The sequence below is a fragment of the Providencia sp. JUb39 genome (genome assembly GCF_012272845.1).
GTDB classification, from domain to species: domain Bacteria; phylum Pseudomonadota; class Gammaproteobacteria; order Enterobacterales; family Enterobacteriaceae; genus Providencia; species Providencia lanzhouensis.
This window is the reverse complement of record NZ_JAAWXD020000001.1, coordinates 1,417,670-1,440,119: the sequence shown is the minus strand read 5'-3', so window position 1 is coordinate 1,440,119 and position 22,450 is coordinate 1,417,670. Positions and strand designations below refer to the sequence as shown.

Annotated in this window: 9 protein-coding genes; all 9 read right to left on the bottom strand. The window is 39.7% G+C overall.

Annotated elements, in window-relative coordinates; translation table 11 throughout:
- Positions 1 to 32 precede the first annotated feature (32 nt).
- Positions 33 to 10,166 (bottom strand): anthrax toxin-like adenylyl cyclase domain-containing protein, encoded by a 10,134-nt coding sequence (locus HFU86_RS06355; RefSeq protein WP_187128921.1) that lies wholly within the window; start codon positions 10,164 to 10,166, stop codon positions 33 to 35.
- A gap of 326 nt (positions 10,167 to 10,492) precedes the next feature.
- Complete coding sequence (locus HFU86_RS06350) at positions 10,493 to 11,140, bottom strand: MBL fold metallo-hydrolase (RefSeq protein ID WP_132494500.1); 648 nt, start codon at positions 11,138 to 11,140, stop codon at positions 10,493 to 10,495.
- 39 nt (positions 11,141 to 11,179) lie between these two features.
- The gene (locus HFU86_RS06345) at positions 11,180 to 11,728 is read right to left on the bottom strand and encodes a YcbK family protein (protein ID WP_187128920.1); all 549 of its coding nucleotides are present in this window, start codon (positions 11,726 to 11,728) and stop codon (positions 11,180 to 11,182) included.
- Between the two features lie 314 nt (positions 11,729 to 12,042).
- Positions 12,043 to 13,770 carry a L,D-transpeptidase gene (gene ldtD / locus HFU86_RS06340; RefSeq protein WP_132494498.1) on the bottom strand — a complete coding sequence of 576 codons (1,728 nt, stop codon included), beginning with the start codon at positions 13,768 to 13,770 and terminating at the stop codon, positions 12,043 to 12,045.
- 367 nt (positions 13,771 to 14,137) lie between these two features.
- On the bottom strand, positions 14,138 to 14,851 hold the full coding sequence (gene aphA / locus HFU86_RS06335) for an acid phosphatase AphA (RefSeq protein ID WP_132494496.1): 714 nt from the start codon (positions 14,849 to 14,851) through the stop codon (positions 14,138 to 14,140).
- A gap of 220 nt (positions 14,852 to 15,071) precedes the next feature.
- Complete coding sequence (gene mukB / locus HFU86_RS06330; RefSeq protein ID WP_132494494.1) at positions 15,072 to 19,511, bottom strand: chromosome partition protein MukB; 4,440 nt, start codon at positions 19,509 to 19,511, stop codon at positions 15,072 to 15,074.
- Complete coding sequence (gene mukE, locus HFU86_RS06325) at positions 19,508 to 20,236, bottom strand: chromosome partition protein MukE (protein WP_036951742.1); 729 nt, start codon at positions 20,234 to 20,236, stop codon at positions 19,508 to 19,510. The genes mukB and mukE overlap by 4 nt, the downstream gene beginning before the upstream one ends.
- On the bottom strand, positions 20,217 to 21,542 hold the full coding sequence (gene mukF, locus HFU86_RS06320; protein ID WP_132494492.1) for a chromosome partition protein MukF: 1,326 nt from the start codon (positions 21,540 to 21,542) through the stop codon (positions 20,217 to 20,219). The genes mukE and mukF overlap by 20 nt, the downstream gene beginning before the upstream one ends.
- Positions 21,539 to 22,327, bottom strand: coding sequence for a tRNA uridine 5-oxyacetic acid(34) methyltransferase CmoM (gene cmoM, locus HFU86_RS06315; protein ID WP_132494490.1), 789 nt, complete (start codon positions 22,325 to 22,327; stop codon positions 21,539 to 21,541). Before cmoM ends, mukF begins: the two co-directional genes overlap by 4 nt.
- Positions 22,328 to 22,450: the final 123 nt, after the last annotated feature.

The window sequence follows — 22,450 nt, the reverse complement described above, 5'->3', positions numbered from 1 at the left end:
GGGGTGTTTTTTTGTTTTTACATCAATAGGAATTACAGAACGTTAAGAAAATGCTCTGTTGTAGACACCGCGCCCCAATAAGGCATTGACGAAGTCTTTCTAGATTGGTGTTCTAAATTACTCTCATGTTCAATACGCTGTTCGGCAAGCAATTGAATCAAACGGTCAATTGTTAAATCCACATTCGGTTGTGAAAGTTTTGGATGATTATTCAGGTGGCTCACCTGCATCACATTAGCCATCGAACCTTGGTGATTATTATGGCGTATCGTGACCGTTCTTCCGCTGTATGATTGATAGATTGTTTCTACAGTATCAGGAGATACTTCCTGATAACGGATAGCATCTACCTTAAAGCCAAGCAAAGCAACCTGATTACGCCCTTCAAAATCATTAATAACCACATTTCCTTGCCCATGACCACTGACAATGTAGAGATCATCGCCTTTTCCACCGGAAAGCTTGTCATTACCTGTTAAGGAAATCAGAACATCCTGCCCTATGCCTTGTGCCAGTAAGGTATCATCACCTTCTCCACCATACAGAACGTTCTCACCATTAAAGCAAATCAGTTTATCATTCCCATTCCCGCCCTTAATCACTCGGCCTTGGGAGGATTCATCAACAATTTCATCGTTGCCATCTGACATATCTATCACTAAGTATTCACTAGATGTCTTTGTATTGATTAGGATGCCATCATCTCCTGCGGTTAGATTCAATGGTTTAGCTATCCCCTTTAATGCTCCAGCTAATTCATTGGCTGGCTTCCAGGTTGCCAATCGACCAGATTGTTTAGCTAAATTATGTTGAGCAGATAAGTAGTCCACTAGGGGAGCCATTCCATTTCTCATCAACGAATCATATTTCGCATTTAATTTGTCATAGTGATGCACTGTATTACTGGCTTTGCTGTCATCGGTTAGCTGTTTGATTTGGACGATTTTTCCCGCTGGAGAAACATAAGTGTGATACAGTATTCCCTCGCGAAATTCTTTAATCGCTTGTTGCTTAAAATTAATTAAATGGACATGGTTATCACCAAGATCGTCTTCCAAATAAACAGCACCCGGATAGTTTCCATCAATGATACTATGGTCATTCCCGGCACCCCCTTTTAAGGTGTCATTTCCCTTATCTGACAACAATACATCATCACCTTCGCCGCCACTCAAAAAGTTGGTTCCTGTACCACCATATAGCACATTATTTTTATAAGTAGCTGCGATACAATCATCACCCTCTCCACCTTTCAATATGTAGCTTTCTCCACTTTTGTTGATAATAATGTCATCACCACCTTTCCCATCAATAACATGTTTATCAGACAAATACCCTGTGGGTAATACTATTATATCGTCATTTTCACTACTCTTAGGTACGGATTGAAGTGGCGAAAGAGACTGGGTCTGTAAGTCTAACGAAAATACATTGCTGTTTTTATCCTGAATTAAAATAGCATCAGCTAATGTGTCATTAACATTCACAAAGTTGATGGTTAATTGTCGTTGACCAAATTTATCCTTGCTATATAGTGTTAATCCTTCCATCGACAATGCATAGCCATTATCAGTCGGCAGAAGTAACAGTATTTTATCATCCTTCGTAAACGGCCCATTAATCGATGCAAAATCAAAAGTAACAGTCGAGCGTTCATCTTCCCCATGTATGACTTGATATGTATCTATTCCGCGGCTGACATGAATGTAGCTTCCTGAACTGATGAATAATAATGAATTACTTTTATCATCTCCCTGATACACCAAATTATCTGCTCGCCCAATCGGTGTAAACCATCCCCAACTTGGGGCTATATGATGACGGTTTTTATTGATTATAATTGAATTTATCGTTTCATCGATTTTGACTGATTTAACGCCTGAAGTGGCAATTTGGTCATTTTCTTGAATATAGCTAATATTGAAGAATTGAGTCGGCTTTCCTTTTTCTAACTCTTTAATCTGAGTTGTCATCATAAAGCCATCTTTCGTATGCAATCGATAAGTGTGATTCGTTTCGCGCACACCACTATTTAACCTAGTCACATTATTCAACACAATGGTCACTGAACTATCAATATTGCTGTAAGTATAATCGCCAACCTTGGAACTAGACGGTGATATTATTAGATACAGATTATCACCTTGCAGATATACCCGTTTTATTTCATTCAGCGAGTACTCTAGATTAACGATACTTTGAGATTCGCTTGACTCATCGATAGTCACTTTGACTTGATATTGTTGCTTGCTATGTTGATAAATCGGATTAAGAGTCGTTTTCGTTTTCACCGCTTTTAGTTTCCCATCCCAATAGCGCTCATTCAGATAAAGGTCATCAACACTCTCCGTCCAATCAAAACGTCGGATCAGATAACTATCTTCACCATGACCGCCCACCGCCTTTCCTTGAGTTAAAATGAGTTTATCATCCCCACCATCCCCAATGAGCAAATCATTACCCTGCCCACCATCAAGAATATTAGCCATATCATTACCATGTAACCTGTCACTACTATTCCCTTTAACAATGACATGTTCGATGCTTTGCAAGTGAGCAACTGAGATGAATTCATGTGTGGACGAGTCTTTATAGTCCAGGCTATTTGACGATAAATTGGCATACACCTCATAACCATTAGGTATATTATCAACCACTACCATGTCTTGCCCTTGTTGACCATCTAGGTACTTAGTCGGATTATTACTACCTCGGGAACGAAGTGATGTTAGACTACCGTCCCGAATATAGAACAGATCGTCTTTATTTCCACCCGCGAAGTATTTCTCTCCAGAGAAAACTTGAAAGGCATTTTTTTGTTCTTGATGACCAATAAGTAAGTCATTGCCGTTCCCTGTATTCCAACTCGTTCCTCGGCTATATGGGTTCTTAAGATAAAGGCTAATACCTTTTTTATCATTAACTAAATGCTCGCTGGAGAGGCGTTCATTTTCTTGTAATATCTGTTGCCCTAATACCCCAAACTCCCTTTTTTTTGAATAGAAGCTCAGCTGTTCAGGATTCGATTGGGCTAATTGGTCTTGAAGCGATAATGTGGCACCATCGTGTGATATATGATGACGTGCTTGATACTCATCAAGTAATGCGTTTTTGTAGGCTGAATTTAAATAATAGCGTTCATGGGTTGGCTCACTCCCTGTGCGTTTAAGATCAATCACTTCTTTGGCTTTTTTATGTGGGCGAAAATGTTCCCGTAGATTCCGATCTCTGTCACCATAAAGATTTGCTAAATTTCGATACCAAGCCGTCTTTCTTATCACCTTATTCGCAAAAATAAATTCGACCTCTTCCTCAGTGAACGATGGAGCACCTTTTGCCGTATAGGTTGCAACCCAAGTATGCATACCATGGTATACATGTCCTAGGGTTCCGTAGAAATGATTACCGTAGTTATCAACTAAATAATATCGAGGCTCATTTTCATAAGTAGGCTTTTCTATAATCGTCAAATGATGATCATATCCAGCCTGTAAAATACCATTTCTAAACTGTGCAAGATCCATTTGCCACTCCAGTTCTTTAAACGCGTTAATATATAATTGAGTACTCATTTCTTGTTGACTACGTAATGTGGGTTCTAGCCCTAACGCCCCACGGATCCCTTCCTCTAATTCACGCCCCCAACTAATATCAATCACTGTTTTAATATTTTTGACAGCACGGACACCGTTATAGATCCAGCCACCAACAAGTAACATCCCCCCGACCACTAATCCTGCCACAGGGATTGTGGAAGAGCCTACGAGTACAGCAATAACCGTGACACCATTCACTGCCGCGCTAACAATAGAAAATGACGCATTAACAATTAAATCTTGGCGCTGTTTCAGATCCGTCACACTATCTAATTTAGAGAGGTTATCGTAAGCTTGATAAATATCGATTCCCATCCCAACTAAATTGAAAACAACGACAACACCTGTTGCAATCCTTGCCCTAACTAAAGAGGTTGTACCTTTACTTGAAGCAATATTTAACAGTATTGGTTGTATAATCATGTCGCCATAATTAAAAAAAGCGGAACCACAAAGTAAATACAGTTGCTTTTCTAACTCTTTAGCTTCTTCAACAGTAATATCTGGGTTATTTAATCTATTTAAAATTGAATAAACTCCAATAATACTCTGGACTGCACCTGCAGCGCCCATGCCTTGTCCAAAACGATTGGCTACTCGATGAAATAACGGTAATTGTGTACCCACCTGCCGAAGTTTTTTTAATGTAGATGATGAAATAGCCTCTTGTTGAATATCTACATCATTTGCTAAATATTTAAATTGTTTTTTAAGCACTCCAGACTCAGTAAAATTTGCATCATATTCTACCAATTGATAAATATTTCCAGAATTTAATTGTTCCTTAAATACCTTTATAAATGTGACGTCATCTTTTCCGCCTTCCATTAACATAAAATGTATCGACAATTTTTCAGCTGAAAATCGTATCTTTTTATATTGATTAGGTAATGCCATATCTTTAGGCGAAATAGGTTTTCCATCTATCGTCGCACCAAGATTCTGTAATTTAGCAAATGGAATTTTTTCTCCATCTAATTCAACCCAATAATTTGAGGATAAATTAATTTCAAATTTTTCCACAATAGATGTTCGCTCATTTAATAGAGTCGATAATTTATTTTTTAATTGAGGCTCATCAAGATTAATATGTTGGATATCTGCTCTAAGATCACCATTATCCATCAATTGGAATCCAGCGACTTTTCCTCTAGTCACAGACTCCCCATCTGCTGACACAAGAGGTTGATTGAAATAATCCATTAAATTTTTGTGAAATTGGTGTTGAACAGCCTGAAGGGATGCATTTTTTATACTAAATTGAACTCCTTGAGGATCAAATAAACTATACTCATAGAAACCATTACGCTGAGTATGCACAATGGTATAGGTTAGTGAGGTTCCTTTTAGATATATTATACCATTAGCAACTCCGCTGTCTCCTGCGGATATACTTGATATAGATTGACCCGCAAGAGTAATACCACTATTTGATAATAGCGTATTCAGATTTTTATTATAACTTTGTATTTTAATTAACTGTTCATTATCAGTAGTCGATAAAAATCCTTTTTGTTTTGCTTTTTCAAGTTGAAATTCTTGCTCTAGAAAGTCTCTCGCTTTGTGGCTATCTGTAAGATAATATTCAATGGCATATACAGAACCTAATGTTTGATCACTAGATTGTGTCAATCCATTTGGACCTATAACTCCATGATTAATCAAACCTACATGATATCCCATCCCCATCTTATTTTGATAACCCAGCAAATGATTATATTTTTCTGAGCGTTGAGTTTGGTTATTTTCATAAACCTCTAATGCCTCCGAAAATGAAAGTCCTTTCAGAGTCGCATTTTCCCCATCAAAATGACGATCACTAATTTGGCTAAACCCATCTAACATATCACTAAAAAGCATAAATTTATTATGGTCAGTAACCAAATTTAATATTTTTCCTTTATCAATCCCATCACCTGCAGGAAATAGAGATTTAAGTAACTCAATTGAGTGATCACTCAGATTATTTAATACCGATAAATCATTTTCAATTGCTACCAGCAGCCTTTTAATTTTTATTGCTTGTTGTGGGTGAGACAGTTGCAGATCGGACTCAATACTCTCTGATAACCATGAAGACAGCAGAGTTTCGCCTTTATTCAGCGATTGATTATATTCTGCATTGACGAGCGGATCGTGAAGTGCAATTTTGAATTTTCGTTGGTCAAAATTCCCGTGCTCATCCGTAAAACCTTCAGCTAAATAAGGATGATCCGTCAAACGGATCGCGTTGAGATCCTGCTCTCCTAATGCCACTTTTTCAAACAACGCTTGAATTTGTTGCCCTTTTGTTGTGGAAAACGCTACTCGCTCAGGAGTATATTTTGACAGCACCTTAGTGTTGAACCCATGCTGTTTTAACGTCGCTTCAAGCTCAGAAGTAAAACTACGATGTTCCGCTCCCTCGGTGATAATTCCCTTACTTATGGAGTAATATAGAATATGTTCGGGTGCCAAGAATGGGTATTTCTGTTTAACTGCAATTAATCCTGAAACCAAGTTTATATTTGATTTACTTAAGGTTTCACCATCACCTATTAGCAGACAATCCACCGTTTTTGGGCTCTCTACCAATCGGGTCATAAAAGCCTCACCGTATTCAATAGTCCACTTTTCCGCGTCTGCGTCCATTTGAAAAATCAGCGTATTGTATGGATTTTTCGCTGCCCAGCTTTCTGCAAGTTGGCGGCCTTTTTCATCACCAGTCAGACGGATAATCATCGTTAAATCTGAGTCAGTGGCAGTTGATGTTGGGCTAGACAGTTTTTGTATACGTGTTTTATCAACCATTTTCCATAATGGGGTTGACGTCATCCCTTCTTGATTTAATTTTTTCGTAAAATCACGATAGAAATTATCAGGTAATTTCTCTCCTGCTTTTTTTAATTCGCCAACAAATAATCGATAAGCTTCAGGGTTATAAATGACTTTTTTCAAGAGATTGAGATCTAAAATTTGCGTACCCGGATCCCTAAATGTAGAAAAATGGTCGGGCTTGGTATAATACGTTAATTGGTCTATGGATAATTCACCTCGGCGCACTTCATTGATAAAAAACAGTGTGCTCAATTGACCATTGACACGTATTTGCTGTGTCTCTGGGTGATATTGATAGACAAACTTATAACCTTTTGTACTCACATTCTCAGTGGAATCACTCGTTGGCTGAACAATTTTGGCCCCTAACTCAGTATTTTTGACCGGACGATTATAGGCAGTCACGGGCATATACATTTTATGTTCAGCAAATATACTGACGGCTTTCATCGCAAAGTTTTCATTGACTCCTCCACGACTTAAATTGCACGCTAACATCACCAATTTATCAGGATTACGATTACCTAATAAGTTGTGTTTTAAATAAAGTAGATCGTCAACATACTGCTTAGCAGATATTCCTCCATGCGTAGACGGCTCATTATCACCTAAATAATAACCGTGACCGATTGTGATAATACGTATTTTTCCTGTTTTTAGACGATTGATATCCCCATATGGCACTTTAAATTCTTTCGTATGACTGTCGAATAGAGAGATCACTGAGTTATTTGAATGTTTAGCAAATAAGTACGCAGCAGACCATGCAGACAGATCATCCCCAGAAAGTAGAATTAACAGATTGTGGTCATATTGTGTTGGCTTTACAGTTCTGTTGATTTTTGTGTTCCGCTTCATGAGTTCTTGATATCGCGACATTGGATCCTGCCACTGATCAATTGAGTCGGTCGTCTGAGATCGCTCCCCGGCAAGGAACTCAGAATGACTCTGCATCATATGCTGTAAATAAACATCATCAAACCCAGTATCTAATTGAGCGACGGGTTTACCGAGTTGTCGCTCCATTTCACTATCGTAGTGCTGACTCTGTTGTTGAATTGCCGCAACATCCACATTAAGCTCGAATGGATTGGCTAAGCTTTTTTTCCGCGCCAATTCAATCCGCCCTTCAATAAAGCTGTCTGATATTTTGCGTTTAGGATCAAAATATTGCCCAATATCTCCTTCGCTCCATTTTTTATTTAATGGCGCACGATAACCTTGGTTAATGAGTAATTGCTGGAAATTAGAAAGCTGCTCTACATCATTAATAATAATGGCGCCTTGAGCGTTCATCTGAAAATAGGTGGATATCGCTTCGGAGGAACCTGTTAAGGCATTACGCGCCTTTAACTTTTCAGGCAGGAAAAACGTAATCGGAAAGTTTTCTTTCATGACGCTTGCCGGATTTGCATCATCCGCACCATGGTGAATTAACTCCATACCATTTATGCGGTCAAGTCCCTTGTTTAGCTTATTTTTGATCTCTTTAATTCTGTTATTAGTGATGCCATTGTCCCTACCTTCATGCTTATTATATTCTGCTTCATTAGCATATAATACTTTCTGGCGAAGTGTTAGCTCATCAAAATTCACACTGGCTTTCCATTCTGCCCAAGTTGGCATTTCACCCACTTTGACATAGTGTTCCAGCTCTGAAATTGGGAAAATAATACTGAATAAATCATAATCGGCAGTGAGTGCTTTTTCTGTTATTGGATCAGCAATAACATGGAATGGCTTAATATTTCCTTCATCTTCATGATATACATGCCAAAAATATTTTCCATCCCGATTTATTTTTTTTAACAAAAAAACCTTTTCCTGCCCATCAAGAATAGATATTGTTTTACTATATTCACTACCATTAACTTTCTCTAATGGTGTAATTTCATTATATACAGTTAATTCATTAACTCTCTCTGGTGTTAGCTCAAGAATAGTCGATTTGGCATATCCATTATCAATCGCCTGTTGTGTATATAAATTATATTTATTTTTGTTTTCGCGCCCTGATCGTTTAGCATATTCCTGTAGTACAGGAATAAAACCACAATGTGGTCCCCAATCTGAGCTTTTACTCTTAATATTCAATCCTTTGCTACTGTACTCTCCAGATAAGATTAAACTCGTTGATTTTTTATCAACAGGGCGAATACCTATGATAATATTTTCTTCATTTGCAATTTTCGTAATCACTTTTTGATGGGATTCAGGTATCCCAGTAATAATCTTTCTATCATCAGAATTAATGGGTCTTAACTCTAAATTAATATCATTATAATTAACGTTAGTATTATTAAGATCGAATATCACTTTAGATTCAATGTTAAAATCATTAATATCAAAATTTTTATCTACTTTGTAGACCAATCCTTCATTATGAGAAATAAAAATATCGCTCCCTAATTCTGATAAAGCTCGAGAGTTTATCTCTATTAAATTCTTTAATTCAAAACTATCAATAATATCTGTGTGTATATAAAATGATTTACTATTAATTTCAGCTTTAACTGTAGTTAATTTTTTTTCAGGGTTAAACTTATTATAAACTATTTTATCTCTATCATTAATAGGTACAGATACTTCTCTTTCCGCTAGCAATGTGTTTTCTGTAACATTAATTTCAGACTCATTTAGTTTATTTAAATTCAAACTGATATTTACATCATAGTTATACTTATAATAACCTATTTTAAAGTCATTATTTTTCAATGCAATGAAGCTATAGTCATCTGATTTATTTAGTACAAAATTCTTTAGAAAACCAAAAAACTCCTCTTTATTTTCATATTTTTTTATTCCTGTATTTGGATCGAAAAATGTGAAATTCCAAGATTTTGTTTCTGTATTAAAATCTGCCGTTATTGCCATTACATGAATACTTGAACAGAATTTATATCTTAAGGGATCGTGTCCATGACTAGTTTCATTATTTAACTTCATTATGAATTCATTTAATGAAATCTCTTTTTTTAAATGGTCATCATATTTACTCCCTTTATGTGATTTTTCCCTTTTCATTCCTCTCAACATATTGAATGATTCAACTTTATTGTAATTATCTCTCTGAATATCATTAAAAATGACCTTCAAAAAAATTTTTGCATCATGTTTAGTAAAATGTTTATCTATGGGGCTATTTATGTCACTAAAATGCGACTTTAGCTTCATAAAAAAAGGGTCTTTTGAAATTTCGAGACCTTCTTTTGATTTAAAGAAATCATCATCAGCAATAAGTGCAAAATAATATTTTTGTGTTTTTATTTTTTGTAATTCAACAATAGATTCATAATACTCACCTTTAAATTGACTATCTTCATATGTCGTGTTTATAACGTAATCAATATAATCCTTAAAATTTCGACCATTAATATCCTCATATGTTGTTTGTTCAAAATAATTATAATTCCTCACTGAGCTTTCATAAATTTCCTGATGCTTAACCGCATCAAAAATAAACTCATTTAAGAGCGCTTTCGCATGTATTTTTAATGCATCTGAACGTGATTGACTTAAAGAATCCTGAGTTGTCTGATGATCATTCACTACATCTAATAAATAACTTAACTGTTTAATATAATCAATATGTTGATTATTAGCCGCATACATTAAATACTCATTAGATAGGCCATAACAATAGCCAAGTGTCTTAGCATGACTGATGCCATATTCGCTTAATAATTTATTTCTTAAAGCCTCATTTCCAGTAGAGTTTGCATATAGATGTAGATTAACCTGACCAAAATTCATTTGGAAATCCTCATTTAATTTATAATCACCCAATTAATGTTTATTCAAAAAATATTCATGCAGAATTAATTTCACAAATATATTTTAAATATAAAAAATCAATAACAATAAGAATTAACTAATTACAATTAATTTTAAACCTAAAAATATCAAGATATCTTTAATATAGCCAACTTAATATAAAAAATAAGATTTATTTCAATAAATAAAAATTTATTAATATTAGATTATTAAATCTATCATTAAGATTAATAGCAGAAATGTGAATTATTTATCAGAGGTAGGAATAAAAACACCCCATAAATGGGGCGTTTTTATTTATCTTTTTACCAAACTGGTAATTCATCTTGTAAGAAAGGATTAGAAATACGCTCATGCCCTAATGTGGACATAGGACCGTGCCCTGGAATAAAGTGATAATCATCACCAAGGGGCAACAACTTATTTTTAATCGATGCGATAAGATCTTGATGGTTACCACGCGGGAAATCGCTGCGCCCGACACCACCTTTAAATAACACATCGCCCATGGAGATGAGTTTGTCAGCATGGTTCACAAAAACAATGTGACCGGGTGTATGGCCAGGGCAATGCAGCACATCAAATTGAATATTTCCACACGTGATGCTATCCCCCTCTTCTAACCAATGATCTGGTGTGAAATCAGGGCAATCACCGATATAAAACATCGCATTTTGCTCAGCGAGATTTTCAATCCAGAACGCATCTTCTTTCTGTGGACCATAAATCGGTACACCGAAATGTTTTGCAAGGGGAGCTGAGGCGCCAATATGGTCAGAATGGCCGTGGGTAAGTAAGATTTTTGTTAATGTTAATCCGCGGCTTTCAATGGCGGCAATCAGCTTTTCAGCCTCACCACCGGGATCAACAATCACTGCATTCATTGAGGTTTCATCCCAGATAACCTGACAGTTTTGCATAAACGGGGTTACTGGGATAATAGTATATTTCATCGAACAATCACTCCATAATCTGTGTCACCTATGCACAGATTACCATGTTCTCACCGGACCTGTATCGATATGAATGAAATTGCTTTTCGGATAATAGCCCACACCGCCAGCACTCATTTTTAATGCCGCTTTACGGATGTTACTTAGCTGCAAGCCTTCAATATGGAAATCCATCGCTTGCCCACGGGTATGGTAGCTTTGTTTAGCCACACCAGAGCTCTTACGACGCAATGCATTATTCGTTTCTAATGAACGGTAACCTGAAATCAGCTGAACTGGCTTATTGCTTCCCATCATCATTTGCAGTAAATAAATTTGGTCAAATAATTTAGGATCAATGGTTTTCACTTTATCGCAGCGATAATCACGGAAAAGGTGATTTAAGCGAGCTAATTCAGATTTATTATAACGGCGACCATCGAAAAATTCGGTCTTTAAAAACTCACCTGTATTTAAGTTTTGAAAACGTAAAATTCTTGGGCGAGGTGTACTCATTGCAGCAAGTACATGATTAGGTAATAGTCCCAGACCGATTGCGGCAGCACCAATTCCCAACCACTTTCTGCGGTTTTGATCAATCATATCCATAGGTGATAACTCAGGTGTTAATTATTCAGTAAATATACATTTCAACTTCATCAGTCTAGCAAAGGATATTTAGCTTTAATGTATAATTATGTAAAGAATTGCGTAAATTAAGGAAAATCCATCACTTTTATGCAAAAAGGTGAGTGAAATCACTTATAACATGCCGATTAAGACGACTTTAATTCCTTACTGCGTATGATATGTAAACACAATGCATTCAATATATAAATATATTAAAACGGAATTGTTAGGAAGATTTAGGAATTAATGCAGGAAATAGTATCGAGGAGCCTAAGCCCCTCGAGTAATAGTCATTATTTTAAAATCGCTTTGATTGCAGGCAGATATTTTTCTGCGTTATCAACACTGCCATCATATTGATAGATATCCGCCCGGTATTGCGGCTGCTGTTCTTTATCAACCCATGCAGTTTGATAGTAAAGGTACACAGGAATACGGTCAGGAATATTCACATAACGCGTTGAACCTTCTTTTAATGCCCCATCAATGCGAGTCTGAGCCCAACCTGCGTCACCTAATAATATCGTCGCTAGCTCACTAGCCTTATTTACACGAACACAGCCTGAACTAATTGCTCTGGCATTTTTATTAAACAAACTATGGTTCGGTGTATCATGCAAATAAATCGCATCTGAGCTTGGCATATTAAACTTGTAACGCCCTAAAGAGTTACTTGAGCCTGGTGCTTGACGAATGCGATAAGGGAAATTCGCTGGCGTAATATTTTCCCAGTCGATTGTATAAGGGTCGATTTCATAAGCATCTTGCCCCCAACCTGAATAAACCGTATAGCCTTTGCGGCTAAAGTAGCTTGGATCCATTTTACCTTTCGGCGCAATATCCTTGCGCGCCAAACTGGTTGGCACACTCCAAGGTGGGTTAATCACCACATTATTCAGTGCGCTGCTCATAATTGGCGTTTTACGATCTGCACGCCCAACAATCACTTTCGAATCCAAAATGATGTCGTTATTCAGATAAAAATCTAATGTGTACGCAGGAATATTCACCAAGATTCCTGTACCACTACTTTCCGGCACAATCCGTAAACGCTGAATATTCAGTGCCATCAGCCCCGCTTTTTGTTTTGGCTGCATATTGAGCCAAACACGCGTGCCTTTACCAATCACACCGTCAGCTTCTAAACCATATTGAAGCTGAAATTTTTTCACTGCATCCACTAAGTCATCACTATACACACGGGCATTGGCGGTGACTTTATTGATCTCTTCTGGCGGTGCGGATGCATCAACGGCTTCACCAACCGCAGAGGCTTCCAACAATCCATCTCGTACTAAAATCTCACGGAGCGTAATGACATCATCACTGGCTTGCCCCGGTTTTAATGCCTTTGTACTTGTAATTTCTAACGTATCTTCCGGCAATGCGAGCTGTTTTAGCATCTCTTTACGCATCGGTTGATACATCGCATGTTTCGGTGCCTGAGCCTTCACCCATTCACCCAAACGGTGTTCAGATTCAGCCTCTAACCACGGTTTCATTTGTGCCGCAGTCGGTGCAATAATTTTATAAGGACGGCTGGTGTATAACCAATATTGCCCTGTTGACTCAACGGAAGACAGATATTGTAAATAACCCAACATAGCGTCGGATAAAATAGCATCTCGCCCCATTTCGCTCAGCTGGCTATTTTCCAATGAAACTAACCATTCGCTAAATTGAGGTTGGAAACCCGCTAAGGCAAGCTCGGCTAATTGTTGTTGAAACTGACTAATTGCCGTTTCATCTTGCCATAACAATTGCATTTGCCTATCAGCATAAATTTTTGCCAACTGGTCCGCAAACACCAATTTTGTTTCTACAGGCAAAGATGCGTTAAGCTTTTCCAAGCTCTCTTTTGCCGTGACTTTACTCACCTCTTCAGCGATGACTGATTGAGGCTGTTGAATTTCCATACTGTTTTGCTGTGTATTTTCTGCTGCGGAAAATGCAGGGAACTGCATCGCCATCAGCCCACATAATACTGAGATTTGCAGAGCTTTCACTCTTCTCTTTGCCATACATCCACCTTAAAGTTACTACACGGATAACATTATTTTTTTATTATAGTGACACTATTTGATTATATTTAACTCTGAGAAGAATGTTATAGGAATTGACTAATTTTGTCTTTATTGATGAAAAAGTTATTGTGGTAGGCTATCTGAAATGAGCGCTATTTATAAAAACAGCATGAGAAATAGAATTGTTTGCGTTTACTACCAAAACTAAACGATATAACATATCAAATATTGACGTATTTTATTCTCTCAATAGAGTTAATTTAATATAAGTTATATTAAATTGCCGGAATACGTCATCAATAAATAAACACTATTTTGTTAGTTAAAGGCGAATAATCACCTTTAACTAACTTTTTATCGAATATTAATATTCGGAATTGATAACAACTTCCTCACCAAAGCGACCCGCTTTTGGCAATGGTTGGTAAGAGGAGTTTGAAGCACGGAGAATACGAATCCCACGAATATCTAACTCATGAGCCGCAGCAATATCCGCATCAGCATCACCATAATAGATAGTTAATTTATGGTCACGCATCCAGCTTACTTTATTATTTTTACCAGGTTCATCACCAGCAAAAATGACTGGATTCATTTTATCTGCAGGAATTCTTAAACCTTCTTGCACATATTGAGTCACAGTTTCAGTTTTAGTCTGTGTACGACCTGTAATAAAGTAAACTTTATCACCACGTTCTAAGTGCATTTTAACTAAATCGATGCCCACTTGTTTTGGCATACTGAATTTATCCCACTCATTATTCATTTTTTCCCAGAATTGAGGGTTTTTCAGATAGCTAAAATCATTTGGGGAGAATTCAAGTTTTCCACGGTAGAAACCTGGGCTTGAGAATAAAACGGTGTCATCAATATCAAAACCCACCGCCATTGGTGCTTTACCTTCTAAACTCTGTTTAATTTGCTCAACAGAGACCCAATGAACCGGTTGTTGTGCCGCTAGTTCCGCAACTGTTACTCCAGTACTGACTGTTTCTGGCATTGGAATTTTGGCTTGAGATGTTGCCGTAAAACTCAGCGCTAATACAATTGCACTTAGCGTTAGTGTGATTTTCTTCATGTTCGATCCTTATAATAGTTTTATTTCGTGATTAACTACTCACGGACTGCAATGATAAAAGTTTTCATTACATAAAAATGAGATTCAAATCTCATTGCGGTCATCTATTAATGATTTAAAGGGAAATGAAGATAATAAAAATAAAGAAATTAAAAATACAAAGATAATAAAACCGACACAGTTTCCCATGTCGGTTTTTTTAGCTAAAAACAAAAATCAATTATTGAGGTAATGCTTGTGGAGCTGGATTATCCTGACCAAAACCTTTCAATCCAACAACATGAACGTGTTCCGTATTGCCAGTCACTTTACGCACCAGTTTATATGTAGTTCCTTTCTCTGGGCTGATGTTTTCCGGCGCAGCGATAATAAGCTGCATTTCCAGTCGGTCACATAACTCAAATAACGTGGCGATAGACTTCGCATCCAAACGCGCCGCTTCATCCAAGAACAGTAAACGGCATGGAATGATATCTTTCGCACGCAGTCGGCGGGCTTCTTCTTCCCAGCTCTGGACGACCATTACTAAGATAGACATCCCCGTACCGATCGCTTCACCCGTTGATAACGCCCCACTTTCTGCTTTTAACCAACCATCAGAGCCGCGGTTAACTTCAACTTCTAACTCTAAGTAGTTACGGTAATCTAACAGTTCTTCACCAATAGTTTGCGGCAGGCGTTGCCCCATATCCATCTGTGGGTTCAGGCGTTGATACAGTTTCGCCATCGCTTCAGAGAAGGTTAAACGTTGGCTAGTAAACAGGTCTTGGTGTAATTCGCTCTCTTCGGATAGCACGCTCAGCAATAAGGCGTGGCTTTCGCGAATATTCACATTCAGTCTAACCCCTTTAACCTGACCAAATGCCACCGCTTGTAAGCCTTGGTTCAGCATACGAATACGGTTTTGCTCACGCTGGATAGTTTTACGAATGATATTCGCCACGCTCTTCGAGCTAATTGCCAGTTTTTGCTCACGGGCAGTTAACTCTTCGGTCAGACGCGCTAACTCAATTTCCATCTGCTCAATCGCATCGATTGGGTCATCGGTACGAATAATATCTTGGCGAATACGCTCACGTAGATGTTGGTAAACCGCAATAAAGAACTGAATTTTACGCTCTGGATGTTTAGGATCTTCAGACATGCGCAGCACATCACGCAGATGTTCGTTATCCGCCACCGCTAAACGCAGCGCTCCTAACGCCTTATCCGACATCGAACGTAAACTATCACCATCGGTATAAGCCAATTCGCGACGATGCAGACGACGCTCAACGCCATTATCTTTCACCAAGCGCATCACGGCACACCAGCCCGCTTTCGCCATCACGACTTGCTCACGGATTTGGTAATAATCTTTTTCCAGCTTACGCAGACGTTTTTGCAGGTTATCCATTTCCGCTTCACATAACGTCAGTTGTTTTTCTAACTGGTTGATGCGACTACGGTTTGCCATAACAGATTGATGTAATTCATCACGGCGAATGCTGGCACGCTCTTGTGCATCAGGATCCGCTTTCACGCCCATTTCTTGCATTTCTGCTTCAAGTTCTTTCAACATTTCTTGCTTGGTGTCGAATGAACTGCGCAGCGATGCCAAAACTTGATGATATTGCGTGCTTTGCGCTTGTTGCTGGCGTAATAGCTCACGGGCACGAGTTCTATCGGCTTCCGCATGCTCTAAACGCTGGCGCAGTTTTTCATTCAAGTCCGCATTTTCATTGACCATCCCCGTCGAATCACTGTAGCTAAAGTGGGCGCGACGTTGAGCCACTTCCACCAAGGCAAAGGCTTGTTGCTTCGCATTTTGCTGGGTATGTTTAGCCAATTCATAATCTTTACGTAGTTGATCATGTTGCTCAGGATCACTGAGTAATACCGTCACAATCGGCTCTAACTTCGCCAGATTATTACCATGTTTATTGATGAAATGTGCCGCTTCTTCAGCTTCTGAAAGCTCTTCGCGGATCTCTTCAACGCGATCCACCAATGTTTCATCCATCAACAAATTCACTTGCGGCAATAAACGGTTTAATGCCAGTAAGTTTTCTTTACCTTGAGCAAACTGTTGACGTTGCTGCTGGGTCTGCTCTTCAAATTGGTTCAGCCCACGCTCTAATTCAGTACGTTTTTGATTTAATGTACGAATTTCAGCTTCAGGATCCGCTTCAAATGCCACTGAAATATGCTGACCGATAAAGCGGCTAAATGCTTGGTGAGCACGCTGAATTTTTTGCACATCAAACGACAAGGTTGCATAGCGCTCAGCCAATTCATCACGCTCAGCACTCAGTGACTCTAAATGACTTTCACGGGCAGCACGACCAAATAGCGGTAACTCTGGGTAGCGGGAATAGCGCCATTGACGCTCCGATGAACGTACTAATACAGCATTTTCAAACTCTTGGGCATCAAAAACGCTGTCATCAAATGAAGATGGATCCCCCTCGATAAAGTACACATCATCAGGGCAATCTTGTAGGTTTTCTAGCTGCTCACGAACCACAGCCAAATCTTGTACCACAATACCGTGACGCGCGGGGCCGTACAATGCAGAGAAATACGCCGCATCTTCAATGGTAATATCGTCGTAGATTTCAGATAACAGCACACCATTAAAGCGCTCTGCCAGTGCCAGCATGCGCCCATCTTCGGCACCACTAGGCTGGCTTAAACGTTCGATTTGCTTATCAAGGTCACGGCGCTGCGCTGCAACTTCATCACGTTCAACCGTAATTTCCCTTTCTTGCTCAAGAAGTTGCTGCATAAATTCAGTCACTTCAGTGCTATTTTCGAAAGTTTCACCCGATTGTTCATTGAGTTGAGTCAGTGCTTCTTGCGCCATAATCCACGCAGGCGCTTTAGCAGAAAGCTGGCTGATACGCTGACGAATTTGCTCCAACTCTTGGCGCATTTGCATGCGTTTCTCGCCGCTTTCATTAACGCCAGTACTTAACTCTTCTTGCAGAATTTCTAACTCTGCCATCAAGGCATCAAGCTCATCCGGCTCAACACTTTGGCCATAACGTTTACAGAATTCACTCAGTAATTTTTCGGCATTACGCTGGCTATCTAAACGCTGTTGCAATTCAGATAATTGCATACGCAGAGGCTGAACACGCTCTGCTAAATGTTGTTGCGATGACCAGTCGCGCAGTAATGAACGCGCTTGTGTATACGCATCCCCACGGCTTACGTCGCCTAACATAGTTTTAACTAGCTGATACGCTTGCTCAAACTGGCTATGAGCCGCATCCGCAACGCTCATTTTTTGTTCTAATGCGAGTAAGGCTTCTGTGGCTTGCTGCTCTTTGGCTTCAAAGGTTTCCAGCCATTCATCGACGTTTTCAATGGTAAGATCAGGTAGCTGGCAGAGTTCGCGAGCACGGTTTAAGGCATGAAGAGCTTGTTGATATTGAATCGCACGAGTTTGCTGTACATCAAGCGCTTGCTGGTAATCTGCAAGCTGGTTTTTCAGCTCATCCACTTCAATTTCAGCGGCTTGCGCACGGGCATCAAGCTCTTCGTGTTTCTCTGTGGCTTCCGCGACGACTTCGCTTTGTTCTTCAAGACGATAAGTCAGCTCTTCAATATCGGCTTGGTAGCGGTCAATTTTTTCTTGATGACGTAATGCCGCTTGCACTAGATTTAAGTGGTCACTTGCCGCTTGGTAATCCGCTTCGATTTCCGTCGACGCTTCGTTTTGTTCATTTAATTCACGCGCCATTTCCACACTACGAACTTGTTCAACGCGCAGCTGTTTGCGGTTGCTATACAGTTCGTTACGGGCGGCTAATGCCGCATCTAAGTGAATTCGACGTTCATTTGAGTGGCGCATATAGTCCGCAGATACATAGTCTGTGGCTTCGCTGATCAAATGTTTGAATAAATCACGGTCAGATTGTGTTACGCGGATGGCTTCCAGTGTTAAACGGTTTTCACGTAATGCCGCCTCCATATCTTGGAATGCTTTACGTACGCCACTGTTTTCCGGTAATAAATAATCACGTAGTGAGCGAGTAATCGCGCTGGAAATACCGCCATATAAGGAGGCTTCAATCAAACGATAATATTTACTACGGTCGCCTGCTGAACGCAGGCGTTTTGGCAGTACACCCAATTCAAATAATACTGAGTGGTAGTCCGTGATCGAGTTAAATTGCTTAAATTGGATGCCTTCTTGTTTTTCTACGCGCTCTTTCAGGTCATTCAACGGAATAACCTTAGCTTGGCGCCCTTCAAACACTTCCGTTAATACTTCCGTTGGCACTGTTGCTAATGGCACGCCTTGGATCATAAACGGTTTGATATCGACTTTTTTATCGCGTCCTGCTACTTGCTGTAAGCGAACACCGACCATAACTCGTTGATGTTTAGAGTTTAACACATCCAGTACGGCATAACAGACACCAGGACGCAGCTTTCCGTGTAGACCTTTATCACGGGAACCCGAGGTGGCTCCTGCTTCTGTGGTATTACGGAAATGCAGTAATGTTAAGTCAGGGATCATGGCGGTAATAAAGGCCGCCATGGTGGTGGATTTACCCGCACCATTTCCGCCAGACAGGGTGGTGACTAATTCATCAAGGTCAAAAGTACGAGCAAAAAAGCCGTTCCAATTCACCAGCGTCAGTGAGCGAAATTTTCCGCGTTCAATCATTCTTGTTCATCCTCTTCACTGTCAGCCAGATCTTGACTCTCATCCGTTTCGTCTTCATCGCTGTCTCTTAGCGACAATTCCCCTTCAAGAGAGACCGCTTCACCATCGCGGATCATGCGTAATTGTGCTTCTTGAGGGTTATCGCCACTACGTACATCCGCACCAAAGCGGAATACAGACTCATTAATAATAAATTTGCTGGAGTCATTTTGCAGGAAATAGACCATACCTAAACGGCGTAAACGGTTTAAGGAGGTTCTCAGTTTTTCCTGTAATTTTTGTTTATCAAGGTCTGAACCTGTGGAGCGTTGGTTAACAAATTTCAGTAATTTGCTTTCGTCGGCCAGCGACAATAATTCTTCAAACAGCTCTTGAGAGGTAAAGACCCCTTGGTTGGTTAGACGCTCAGGACTCAAATAGAGGTAGCACAGAATTTTACCCACCATCATGTCCAGTTCAGACAAAACAGAACGGGGAATTAAGGTGCTTGAGCGGGGACGCAAATAGAAAAAGCCTTCTGGCGCCCGGATCAGTTCAACATTATAACGAGCATAAAATTGCTCTAACGATTCCTGAAAATCCATTAAAAATGCATGATTATCAAGGTCATCAATACTAATATGGCGACCAGCACGCAGTTGGCTGTCCAGCTCAGGAAAAATAGGGTTAGCTAGTGCTTGAGCCAGTTTAACTGGCATAAATTGTTCAATATTTGTCGATGACATGTGCCTGTACCTTGGCTCCGTGATCATTAATAGCGCGCCATTCTGCCGGTAATCCCGCCAGATCAGCCTCTGCGATACCTAGTTTTACAGCCTGATCGATAATAATACGCGCAACATCAAAATGGCGTTTCTGCGGGTATTGCGTCAGATAACTCTGTAATACGTGACCGACATCCAGCGGTTTGTTATCCGTTTTATAGAATGCAAGTTGCGCTTCGATTAACGCCGCTAATTGGTCATTAAGTTCACTGAACTCTTCAAATTCCAGATCAGGTGGGAGTTCCCCCATCACCTCTTGATCATGAAGTGCCAGCTCCTCATCACGCATATCAAAAAGCCTATCCGCATTGGCATAGGTGAGTGCCCAAGGGCTATCGAGGTACTGCTGTACAGATTGACGTAAACGTTGAGAAAATATACGATTTTTATCCATATCAATCGCTGTACGGATAAATTTGTGAACATGTCGGTCGTAACCAATCCATAAATCAATGGACTGCTGCCCCCAGCTCACAATACGGTCTAGCTTGTTTTGCAAATCAAAGATTAATCGGTCGACCATTTCCGAGAACTGCGGCGCATTCATGTTCGCTTCTTGAATACGCAGTAGGTTTGCCTGTAGCTTATCGCCAGCGGCTTCTAACGTGTCTTGCAATTCTCTTAATGTGCCGGACGTTTCAGAAAGTAGCTGCTCACAGTTGGCAATTGCTGCCTGCCAGTCTTGGTTTAAAAGTGCAGCAATATCATCTTTAACGCTGTTTTGTTGCTCGTCCATAATTCGCTGTGACAGGTCAATACTGTCAAAAATTTCAGCGACTGAATATTTTAATGGCGCAAAAACATGACGGTGCCAATAAAATTCATCACCACCTTCTTCGGCTGATTCCGCTGCACGCTGTAGCTCTCCCGCCACAATCGATAACTGCATCGACAATCTTAATGTCGAAAATTCGCGTTGACGAATATAGTAATCACTAATGCCAATGCCGAGTGGCGTTAGGCGATAAATCGCATTTCCTTCGACAATGTCGCTGGCAAAGCGGTTAAATATTTTTTGGCGAACCATGTCGTTGATGGCGTTGTTCGCTCTGACTGCCAGTGATTCGGTGGTTTGTTCGAAGCCTTTGCACACTTCTCGAAACGCATCCACCAGCTCCCCTTCACTCATTTCACCGTTCACCCGCTCACTGTTAAGTACTGCGACGGCCAGCAAAAATGCTAGGCGCTCTGCGGGTAGGGAAATCGCAAAATCATTTTTTCGTGCCCAAGACACGAGTTCAGGGACGGTCTGGGAAAAATCACTCATAAATCGTCCTTTTGGGTTTGTTTGCGTGCCATGACATGAATATATCGCCCCATGCTAATATAGGGTTCTTCACGACAATATTGTTGCTCAAGCGCCAATAACGCTGGAAAGTCTTTTTGTTGTAATTGTCTACTTTGCAAATAATCATGGAACACTCTGACGCCACTTTTGCCTAAAATATCCATACCACAACCAATAAGCCACTCATCAACCTGTTGAGGAAAAAGCGGGTTCTGTGGCGATAATGAACGTTTGCGACGACGCTGGATATGAGGAGTTGCGAGATGAAAATTACCTAAAATTGCATTACGCATCACCAAGCCATTTGCATTATAGAACATGACAGAAAATATGCCTTCCGGCCTGATAATCTCTGCCAGTTGCTCTAATGCATATTTCTGGTCGCTAATCCATTCAAGTACCGCATGAAATAAGACAAAATCAACAGGTTCATCAAGATGTTGAGCGACATCCTGTACGGCACAATGAATGAAGCTGATATTCTCGCTAATTCCTTGTTCATCAGCAAGCACCGATGCCCGTTCTAACATTTCTTCGGATAAATCGCAAAGAATAACCTGATGACCCATTGCCGCTAATTGACGAGAAAAATGACCTTCTCCGCCGCCCGCATCTAATATACGTAATGTTTGACCTTGAAAATGCGTTTCCAGTAACTGGGTCAGATCTTGCCAAACTACCGCTTCGCGAATTTTTCCTTTTGTCGTTCCATAAATATTTTTTGCAAATTTATCGACAATATCATCAAAGTTGCGGTCTGCCATCTGCGTTCCAGTTACCTATCATGAGTTATTTACAGCATATCAAAACCAAGAATTATAACAGATAATCTAGCTGTTTTTGCATAGTACTTTATTTTGTATCCGATTTATTTTACATGGCATTTT

What these genes read in the sequence shown, in the direction of transcription:
- mukE (WP_036951742.1), bottom strand. Translation starts at nt 20,236, where the DNA reads ATGTCATCGACAAATATTGAACAATTTATGCCAGTTAAACTGGCTCAA.
- HFU86_RS06355 (WP_187128921.1), bottom strand. Translation starts at nt 10,166, where the DNA reads ATGAATTTTGGTCAGGTTAATCTACATCTATATGCAAACTCTACTGGA.
- cmoM (WP_132494490.1), bottom strand. Translation starts at nt 22,327, where the DNA reads ATGGCAGACCGCAACTTTGATGATATTGTCGATAAATTTGCAAAAAAT.
- HFU86_RS06345 (WP_187128920.1), bottom strand. Translation starts at nt 11,728, where the DNA reads ATGGATATGATTGATCAAAACCGCAGAAAGTGGTTGGGAATTGGTGCT.
- HFU86_RS06350 (WP_132494500.1), bottom strand. Translation starts at nt 11,140, where the DNA reads ATGAAATATACTATTATCCCAGTAACCCCGTTTATGCAAAACTGTCAG.
- mukF (WP_132494492.1), bottom strand. Translation starts at nt 21,542, where the DNA reads ATGAGTGATTTTTCCCAGACCGTCCCTGAACTCGTGTCTTGGGCACGA.
- ldtD (WP_132494498.1), bottom strand. Translation starts at nt 13,770, where the DNA reads ATGGCAAAGAGAAGAGTGAAAGCTCTGCAAATCTCAGTATTATGTGGG.
- mukB (WP_132494494.1), bottom strand. Translation starts at nt 19,511, where the DNA reads ATGATTGAACGCGGAAAATTTCGCTCACTGACGCTGGTGAATTGGAAC.
- aphA (WP_132494496.1), bottom strand. Translation starts at nt 14,851, where the DNA reads ATGAAGAAAATCACACTAACGCTAAGTGCAATTGTATTAGCGCTGAGT.